This is a genomic window from Flavobacterium sp., assembly GCF_040379285.1.
Taxonomy (GTDB): Bacteria; Bacteroidota; Bacteroidia; order Flavobacteriales; family Flavobacteriaceae; genus Flavobacterium.
Window position 1 is genome coordinate 1 of the sequence record NZ_JBEILJ010000084.1, and the last position, 6,596, is coordinate 6,596.

General features: G+C 45.5%; 5 protein-coding genes. All 5 read left to right on the forward strand.

The genetic code is table 11. The features are described from left to right. On the forward strand, positions 1-1,410 hold a 1,410-nt coding region (locus ABWO12_RS11870; RefSeq protein WP_353089210.1), incomplete at its 5' end, for a M16 family metallopeptidase. A 98-nt stretch (positions 1,411-1,508) separates the two neighbouring features. After that, positions 1,509-2,078 carry a cob(I)yrinic acid a,c-diamide adenosyltransferase gene (locus tag ABWO12_RS11875; protein ID WP_353089212.1) on the forward strand — a complete coding sequence of 190 codons (570 nt, stop codon included), beginning with the start codon at positions 1,509-1,511 and terminating at the stop codon, positions 2,076-2,078. Positions 2,079-2,224: 146 nt separating this feature from the next. Continuing rightward, positions 2,225-2,446 carry a DUF2795 domain-containing protein gene (locus ABWO12_RS11880; protein ID WP_073362738.1) on the forward strand — a complete coding sequence of 74 codons (222 nt, stop codon included), beginning with the start codon at positions 2,225-2,227 and terminating at the stop codon, positions 2,444-2,446. Positions 2,447-2,546: 100 nt separating this feature from the next. Beyond that, positions 2,547-5,888 carry a preprotein translocase subunit SecA gene (gene secA / locus ABWO12_RS11885; RefSeq protein WP_353089216.1) on the forward strand — a complete coding sequence of 1,114 codons (3,342 nt, stop codon included), beginning with the start codon at positions 2,547-2,549 and terminating at the stop codon, positions 5,886-5,888. A gap of 118 nt (positions 5,889-6,006) precedes the next feature. Further along, a partial coding sequence (gene pepT / locus ABWO12_RS11890; RefSeq protein ID WP_353089218.1) for a tripeptide aminopeptidase PepT occupies positions 6,007-6,596 on the forward strand: 590 nt, incomplete at its 3' end.

Here is a 6,596-nt window from a genome sequence, read left to right on the forward strand (position 1 = left end):
AAAATTGAAAAACCGCAAATCACACCCGTTGCGACCAACCCCGACAAGCAATCGGCTTTTGTGAAAATGGTGAACGACATGCCTGCAACGCCCGCTACGCCTGTATTTTTAAATTTTGACAAAGACATTCAAAAAGCCAAAGTAGGCAATGCCGAAGTGTTGTATGTTCCCAACAAAGACAATTCGTTGTTCCGTTTACGTTACCGTTACAACATCGGGACCCTTAACGACAATACCTTGGGACTGGCAGCACAATACGTTCAATTCCTTGGGACTAACACGCAAACCGCAGAACAAATCACCAAAGCGTTTTATAAAATCGCCTGTAGTTTTAATGTTTCCACTGGCGAAAATTATACAACAGTGACCATTGAAGGATTGCAAGAAAACTTTGAAGCTGCAGTCAAATTGTATGAAGATGTAATGGCCAATATGCAGCCCAACGAAACCGCTTTGCAAGCGATGAAAGCCCGAATTGCCAAATCGCGTAAAGATGCCAAAGCCAACAAAGGGGCCATTCTACAAGCGTTAACAAGCTATGCAACCTATGGAGCCAACAACAAATTCAACAATACCTACAGCAATGCAACGTTGGAGGCGCTCACGGCTCAACAGCTTATAGACAAAATCAAAAATGTTACCCAATGCGGGCAAACCATTTTGTACTACGGACCTCAACCGTTGAACGCATTGACGGCATCACTCAAAAAACTACATCCTGTTCCGGCGACTACCCTCACGCCTGCACCGGCAAAAACCTTCGTTCGAACCGAACAAAACAGCAACCAAGTCTTGTTTACCGATTACGACATGGTACAAGCCGAAACCCGTTGGGTGCGCAATTTGGAGCGTTTTGATCCGAATCAAAAAACCATCATTGCGGCGTTCAACAACTATTTTGGAGGCGGTATGAGTTCGCTTGTTTTCCAAACCATTCGCGAGAGCAAAGCACTGGCTTACAGCACCTATGGATATACTGTCGAACCTCAAAAAGCAGAGGATCAGTACCAACTGTTGGCCTACGTGGGCAGTCAGGCGGATAAGTTTGAAGAAGCCGTAGTGGCCATGAATGCCTTGCTTACGACGATGCCCGAATTGAGTGATAATTTGGAATTGGCCAAAATGCAAATCAAAAAAGACATTCAAACCGAACGTATCACCCAAGACGGCATTTTGTACACTTATCTGAATGCCAAAGAATTGGGCGTTTCGCAAGACCTGCGCCAACAAGTGTACAACCAAGTGGATCAAATCACCATGAAGGACATCAAAGCCTACCACGATTCGCATTTGGCCCATAAACCCTACACCTATGTGATTTTAGGTTCAGAAAAACGCTTGAGTCCCGAAACCCTTTCCAAACTCGGACAATTCAAAAAACTGAGCTTGGAAGAACTTTTTGGATACTAATCGTTCTCCTATAATTCAAAGAAAGCAGTCTAAAAAGGCTGCTTTCTGCGTTATTATCCAAACGGTTTTTCTATTTTTGACATCCTAGAGCATACCCTATGAAAGTATATACTAAAACCGGTGACGCCGGAACCACATCCCTCTTTGGTGGCGATCGCGTGCCCAAACACCACATTCGCATCGAAAGCTACGGCACGGTAGACGAACTCAATAGCTACATCGGTTTGTTGCGCGACCAAGCCATCAACCCGTTGTACCAAGCGATATTGGTCGAAGTGCAAGACCGGTTGTTTACGGTGGGTGCTATTTTGGCCACACCCCCCGAGAAAACCGTATTGAAAAATGGCGAAAAACGATTGCAAAACCTTGGTATCACTGAGGCGGATGTTACCTATTTGGAAACCGAAATGGATAAAATGGATGCCGAACTGCCACCCATGACCCATTTCGTGTTGCCAGGCGGTCATCCCACCGTGTCATATTGTCATATTGCCCGCTGCGTATGCCGAAGAGCTGAGCGTTTGGCGGTGCATTTGAATGACATCGAACCCACAGAACCGTTGGTGATTACCTATTTAAACCGACTTTCTGACTTCCTTTTCGTCTTGGCACGGAAGTTGACCCAAGACTTAAACGCAACGGAAACCCCATGGATTCCGAGGAAGTAACCTTTTGAGTTGCCATTTTCGCAGAAAAAATGAGCGATTTCTCGAAAGAAAAAACGTTCTTAACTTTAAACTTAAAATAAATCAATTTTTACTTGACTTTCTCAGTTAAAAATTTATTTTTGCAGTAATTTAAAAATCGGAAGAAGATGTATTGGACATTAGAATTAGCATCGTATTTAAGTGATGCACCGTGGCCTGCTACTAAAGATGAATTAATCGATTTTGCCATCAGAACCGGAGCTCCTTTGGAAGTGGTTGAAAACCTTCAATCCATTGAAGATGAAGGAGAAATCTATGAGTCGATGGAAGAAATTTGGCCGGATTACCCCACAGACGAAGATTATCTGTGGAATGAGGACGAATACTAAAAAATAAACCTATCACAACTGAAAAAAAAGTCTCTTTTGGGGCTTTTTTTTTATGTAAATTTGCACACCCTGTAAGGGCTAATATTAAACTGAATTTCCCATGAGTATCATCAATAGTATACTTAAAATTTTTGTCGGCGATAAATCCGAAAAGGATATCAAAGCCATCCAACCGCTGGTCAACAAAATCAAAGCCTTAGAAGGGTCGCTGACCGGTTTGAGTCACGATGAATTGCGGGCGAAAACCACCGAATTCAAAGCAAATATCAAAGCTTCTCGCGCTAAATATGATGCCGATATTGTGCGCTTAAAAGCCGAATCAGAAGCTACGCAAGATATCGATGCCCGCGAAGAATTGTACAACCAAATCGACGCCCTCGAGAAAGAAGCCTACGAAGCTTCCGAAAAAACACTCTACGAAATTCTACCGGAAGCCTTTGCCGTGGTGAAAGAAACGGCTAAACGCTTTAAAGAAAATACCTCTTTACGGGTTTCAGCAACAGCATTAGACCGTGAATTGGCCGCCACCAAAGGATACATTACTCTCGAAGGCGATGAAGCCGTTTGGGCCAACTCGTGGAATGCCGCTGGGAAAGAAATTACTTGGGACATGATCCACTACGATGTGCAGCTTATTGGGGGTATCGTTTTGCACCAAGGGAAAATCTCGGAAATGCAAACGGGAGAAGGAAAAACCTTAGTGGCCACCCTTCCGCTTTATCTAAATGCGCTAACTGGAAACGGAGTTCACCTCGTTACCGTCAACGATTATTTGGCGAAACGCGACAGCACCTGGAAAGCCCCATTGTTTGAATTCCACGGCTTGACAGTGGATTGTATCGACAACCATTCGCCCAATACGGCCGCACGTCGTAAAGCGTATGAAGCCGATATTACCTATGGTACCAACAACGAATTTGGTTTTGACTACCTCCGCGACAACATGGCCCACTCGCCCGACGACTTGGTACAACGCAAACACAATTATGCGATTGTCGATGAGGTCGACTCGGTATTGATTGACGACGCCCGTACGCCTTTGATCATCTCTGGACCCGTGCCCGATGGCGATCGTCATGAGTTTACGGAATTAAAACCCAAAATTGAAAACTTATACAATTTGCAACGGCAGTTGGCCAACGGTTTCTTAGCCGAAGCCAAACGCTTAATCAAAGAAGGCAACACCAAAGACGGAGGTTTCCAATTGTTGCGCGCTTACCGTTCGTTGCCCAAAAACAAAGCCTTAATCAAGTTTTTGAGCGAAGAAGGGGTAAAACAACTGTTGCAAAAAACCGAAAATCAATACATGCAAGACAACAACCGCGACATGCACAAAGTCGATGAAGCCTTGTATTTTGTAATTGATGAAAAAAACAACCAGGTAGAATTGACCGACAACGGGATCAAATACCTTTCGCAAGATACGGCTGACGACTTTTTTGTTTTGCCCGATATCGGTACTGAAATTGCCGCTATCGAGAAGATGAACTTGGACAAAGACCAAGAGGCCGAAGCCCGCGAACGTTTATTCCAAGATTTTGGGGTAAAAAGCGAACGGATTCATACCCTAACGCAATTGCTCAAAGCGTATACCTTGTTTGAAAAAGACGTAGAATACGTGATCATGGACAACAAGATTTTGATTGTCGACGAGCAAACGGGTCGTATTATGGACGGCCGTCGTTACTCCGATGGGTTACACCAAGCCATCGAAGCCAAAGAAAATGTAACCATTGAAGCGGCTACCCAAACCTTTGCGACCATCACGCTGCAAAACTATTTCCGTATGTACAATAAGTTGGCGGGGATGACGGGTACAGCGGTAACCGAAGCAGGGGAATTCTGGGAAATTTATAAATTGGACGTAGTTGAAATTCCCACCAACCGTGGTATTTCTCGTGCCGACAAAGACGATTTGATTTACCGTTCGGTACGTGAAAAATACAATGCGATTATCGAAGATGTCGTGCAAATCTCCCAAGCGGGTCGCCCCGTATTGATTGGTACGACTTCGGTGGAAATCTCGGAATTGTTGAGTCGTATGTTGAAAATTCGCAACATTCCGCACAACGTATTGAACGCGAAATTGCATAAAAAAGAAGCCGATATCGTCGCTGAAGCCGGAAAGGCTGGCGTGGTAACTATTGCCACCAACATGGCAGGTCGTGGTACCGACATCAAGCTAACGCCCGAAGTGAAAGCCGCAGGTGGATTGGCGATCATTGGTACTGAACGTCACGATTCCCGTCGCGTGGACCGTCAGTTGCGCGGTCGTTCAGGACGTCAAGGGGATCCGGGAAGTTCGCAGTTTTATGTTTCCCTAGAAGATAACTTAATGCGTTTGTTCGGTTCCGAGCGTGTGGCCAAAATCATGGACCGCATGGGCTTGAAAGAGGGCGAAGTGATTCAGCACTCGATGATGACCAAGTCGATTGAACGCGCGCAGAAAAAAGTAGAAGAAAACAACTTTGGCGTACGTAAACGTTTGTTGGAATACGATGACGTGATGAATGCCCAACGGGAAGTGGTGTACAAACGCCGTCGTCATGCCTTGCACGGAGAGCGTTTGAAACTCGATATCGTCAACATGTTGTATGACACTTGCGAGAACATCGTTGGCGAGAATAAAGCCGTCAATGATTTCAAAAACTTTGAGTTTGAAGTCATCCGTTATTTCTCGATCACCTCCCCGATTACGGCGAGTGAGTTTGAGAAAGGCAATCCGATGGAAATTACGGGTCGTCTCTACAAAGCGGCCTACCAATACTACAACGAGAAATGCGAACGCTCGGCGCGGGAAGCGTTTCCGATTATCGCCAACGTGTATGAGAATCCGGGCAACCAATTTGAACGCATCATCGTGCCGTTTACCGATGGCATCAAATCGTTGAATGTGGTGACCGACTTGAAGAAAGCCTATGAAACCCAAGGCGCGCAGTTGATTGCTGATTTTGAAAAAAATATCACGCTGGCCATTGTGGACGAGGCTTGGAAAAAGCACTTACGCAAAATGGACGAGTTGAAAACTTCGGTACAGTTGGCCGTTCACGAGCAAAAAGATCCGTTGTTGATTTACAAACTCGAAGCCTACAACTTGTTCAAAAACATGTTGAATGCCGTGAATAAAGAAGTGATTTCGTTCTTGTTTAAAGGCGATTTGCCCCAACAACAGGCGGCACAAAACATTCACGAAGCGCGTCAAGAAAGTCGCCCACGGGAGCAGTACACAGAATCGCGCAATGAAAACGAAGTGGCTGAGTCCAATCAAGCGGCACAAGAAATGCCACAACGCACCGAAACTATTGTGCGGGAAACGCCCAAAATCAATCGCAACGATACCGTGACGATTAAACATATTTTGAGTGGCAAAACCGAATCGATGAAGTACAAAAAAGCCGAGTCGATGTTGGCCACGGGCGAATGGGTTTTGGTTCAAGAATAAAACCCAAACGCTAGTAAAAAAACCTCCCTGAGTCGTATGATTCGGGGATTTTTTTTTGAGGAAAACGCACCACAGCTCCTCGCCGATTTGCTATATTTGTGGCACTAAAACCGCACCTATGCAACATCTTATTGACCGCTTTATCAGCTACGTCACCATCGATACCGAGTCGGATGCCCACTCGCCGACCACACCCAGTACCGCCAAACAATTGGACTTGGCCAACTTACTGGTACAAGAATTACAAACCATCGGACTCACCGAAGTCACCATCGACGAAAAAGGGTATGTGATGGGAACACTGCCTTCTAATGTGGATCATGAGGTACCTACCATCGGGTTTGTGTCGCATTACGATACCTCGCCCGATTTTACGGGAAAAGGCGTTTCTCCACAAATTGTACGTAATTACGACGGCGGCGACATCGTGTTGAATGCCGAGAAGAATATAGTGCTCTCACCTTCTTATTTTGAGGATTTGTTGTTGTACAAAGGGCAAACCTTGATTACCACCAACGGACTCACCTTATTGGGCGCCGACGACAAAGCGGGGTTAACCGAAATCGTCTCGGCGATGGAATATTTGGTACAACACCCCGAAATCAAACACGGGAAAATTCGCGTGGGCTTTACGCCGGATGAGGAAATTGGCCGTGGGGCCGACTTTTTTGATGTGGAAAAATTTGGCGCACAATGGGCCTATACCAT